The following is a 2,943-nucleotide window of genomic DNA, read 5'->3' as shown; positions in this document are numbered from 1 at the left end:
GTCCAAGAGCTTCCGACCGCTCTTCCTGGGCGGCAGCTTTTCCGACCGCAAGAAGTTCGAGGCTGTCGTCGCCAGCGGTCAGGATCTCGAGCGCACCTTCACGGACGACACGAACGTCAAATTCTACTTTTGACGAAAAAAGGGCCGCTGAAGCGACCCTTTTAACGATGCAATCTTTTCAAACACATCTCGAAGATTATTCCTGAGAACCGCGCGTGCTGCCCGATGCCTGACCGCCTTTTCGGCCGGCTTCGGATGCAAGTTCCCGATCCTGGGAAAATGATCTCTTTTCAGCGGGAACGCTCTTTCCGCCCTTACTTGCAATCTCGCGTTGGCGTTCGCCGTCCATGGACGCGAAACCTCGCTTCGAAGTGGAACTACCGGTTGACATCTCACACCTCCTTGGCAGTTGAATGCTTTCGGGGACAACCGCGCTGAAATTCGATGGTTCCGCGAGAAATGGCCCTCGGCCAATGGAGAGCCGGAGCGAATTGCGGCGGGACGAGGCACGGGCCGGCCAAAACCACGGCTCGGGGCGGCCTCGCGTCCTACAGCGGATTTCTGCTATAGCGGGCAAAGCTGGGCTTAAAGCGCTCAAAGTCCCCGTTTTCGCCCGAACTGGCCGGAGTCGCCGATGATCTACGATGACAACAATGTGTTCGCCCGTATTCTGAGGGGAGAACTTCCGGCTCATAAGATCTACGAGGACGAACACGTACTCGCGTTGATGGACATTATGCCGCGCGGTGCCGGCCACTCTCTCGTGATCCCGAAAACGCGAGCACGCAACATCCTCGACGTCGAACCCGAGGCGTTGGCCGAACTCTCCAAAGCCGTCCAGCGGCTCGCCAAAGCGTCGAAAGCCGCCTTCCGTGCAGACGGGGTGACGATCCACCAATACAACGAGAGCGCGGGAGGGCAGGTCATTTTCCACCTGCATTTCCACATCATTCCGCGTTTCGACGGGCAGGACCTCAAGCCGCATTCCGGAACGATGGAAAAACCCGAGGTCCTGGCAGCGCACGCGGATTCGCTGCGAAAAGCCTTGGCTGCCCTTTGACGGATGAGCGGCCCTCGCGGCCGCTTGTTGTTCCCTAACTCGCTGGGGGTCCTACTGCGCGGCGCGGACCGCTGCGCGCTTGGCGAGATACGCGTCGATCCGCTCGGCAGCGCCTGCCGGCACATGCAGACCGAGTTTAGACCGGCGCCAGAGGATGTCCTCTGCTGTCCTGGCCCATTCCCAGCGCGCGAGGTAATCGACCTCGGCGGCGGTCAGCCCCCCACCGAAATCCTCGCCCAGGTCGGCCAGCGACTTGGCGCCGCCGAGCAGTTCCTCGATCCGCGTCCCGTAGGCCCGCGAAAGGCGCCGCGCCTGGGGCTCGGGGAGAAATGCGAAGCGTGCCTTCACACCGGCGAAAAAGCGGTCGAAATCGGCGTCCGGCATATCGCCGCCGGGGAGCTTGGCCTTTTCCGTCCAAGCCGGCTTCATGCTGGGGAAATAGCCTTTGATCTCCTCGAGCGCGTGCTCCGACAGCTTGCGGAAAGTCGTGATCTTTCCGCCAAAGATCGACAGAACGGGGGCTTCGTTCCCGGGTGCGTCCAAGTCGAACACGTAATCCCGGGTGACGGCCGAAGCGTTGCTGGAACCGTCGTCGAACAGCGGGCGCATGCCGGAATAGGTCCACACGACGTCGCTCGGCGTGATCTGGTGGTTGAAATGGTGGTTGATCGCGTCGCAGAGATATTGGACCTCTGAATCGGTGATCGTCGCCTTGCCGGGGCCGGTTTCGATCGGAATATCCGTCGTACCCACAAGCGTGAAGCGGCCCTGGTAGGGGATGGCGAACACGATGCGCTTGTCCTTGTTCTGCAGGATGAACGCGTGTTCGCCGTCGAACAGCTTCGGCACGACGATGTGGCTGCCTTTCACCAGGCGGACGCTCTTATTCGTGTTGAGGCCGAGCTTGGTGTTCAAAACGTCGGCGACCCATGGCCCCGCGGCGTTCACGAGAACCCGGGCGCGCAGTTCGGACACCTCGCCTGTTTCGCTGTTCTCGACCGTCGCCAGCCAGGTGTCGCCATCGCGGCGGGCGGAGACKAGCTTGGTACGCACGCGGATATCGGCGCCGCGCTCCGCCGCATCCAGAGCGTTGAGGGCGACCATGCGGCTGTCCTCGACCCAGCAATCCGAATACATGAACGCGGTATTGAATCCGGGCTTGAGAACCTTTCCGGCAGGATGCGTCTTCAGCTTGATCGTTTCGGTGCCAGGTAGGCGCTTGCGGGGCGCGAGATGGTCGTACAGGAACAAGCCGAGGCGGACGAGCCAGGCCGGTCGGATGCCCTTCTCATGCGGCAGAATGAACCGGAGTGGCCAGATGATGTGGGGAGCGGCCTCCAGAAGGCGCTCGCGCTCGAACAGAGCTTCACGAACGAGGCGGAATTCGTAGTATTCCAGGTAGCGCAGGCCGCCATGGATCAGCTTGGTGCTCGCGGACGAGGTGTAACCGGCGAGGTCCCCTTGTTCGCAAAGGACGACGGAGAGGCCACGGCCGACGGCGTCCCGGGCGATCCCGGCGCCGTTGATGCCTCCACCAATGATCAGAAGGTCGGAAATAGTCGTCATAGAAGAAGTCTTCCTCGAAGCCCGTACGTGTCCAGTTGCCTGTCAATGATTCCGTTTAGCCGACTAACGCAAGCGTTTCTCAGGCGTTTTTCACGGATTTCGGAGCCGATCGGTGCTCGCGGCCCACGGCTGGGGTTGACGAATATCGCGGCTTGCCTCATATGCCAAGCGGCGTAGGCGCTCAATACGAGCTGCCCGACGGAGCTGCGTGAAGGATATCCGCGTTAATGCGGAGGCCCGGCTCCCTCGCTGATCGCCCCTCGTCTGACCGCCTCATCACGCAGGTCGTCTCCTACATCGGTGGCAAACCCCTTTTC

General features: G+C 61.4%; 3 protein-coding genes. 1 reads left to right on the top strand and 2 read right to left on the bottom strand.

The annotated features are described in order from the left end of the window. Positions 1–196: 196 nt before the first annotated feature. The gene (locus AC1DT3_RS16840; protein WP_477466389.1) at positions 197–391 is read right to left on the bottom strand and encodes a con-10 family general stress protein; all 195 of its coding nucleotides are present in this window, start codon (positions 389–391) and stop codon (positions 197–199) included. 243 nt (positions 392–634) lie between these two features. Between AC1DT3_RS16840 and AC1DT3_RS16835 the strand changes: the two genes are divergently transcribed. After that, entirely contained in the window at positions 635–1,060 is a 426-nt protein-coding gene (locus tag AC1DT3_RS16835) for an HIT family protein (protein WP_477466388.1), read from the top strand. 51 nt (positions 1,061–1,111) lie between these two features. Here AC1DT3_RS16835 and AC1DT3_RS16830 read toward each other — a convergent pair whose 3' ends face one another. Further along, entirely contained in the window at positions 1,112–2,626 is a 1,515-nt protein-coding gene (locus AC1DT3_RS16830) for a glycerol-3-phosphate dehydrogenase (RefSeq protein ID WP_477466387.1), read from the bottom strand. Positions 2,627–2,943: the final 317 nt, after the last annotated feature.

Source organism: Microvirga sp. P4_G7, assembly GCF_056401005.1.
This window is presented reverse-complemented; position numbering and strand designations above follow the sequence as displayed.

What these genes read in the sequence shown, in the direction of transcription:
- AC1DT3_RS16840 (WP_477466389.1), bottom strand. Translation starts at nt 391, where the DNA reads ATGTCAACCGGTAGTTCCACTTCGAAGCGAGGTTTCGCGTCCATGGAC.
- AC1DT3_RS16835 (WP_477466388.1), top strand. Translation starts at nt 635, where the DNA reads ATGATCTACGATGACAACAATGTGTTCGCCCGTATTCTGAGGGGAGAA.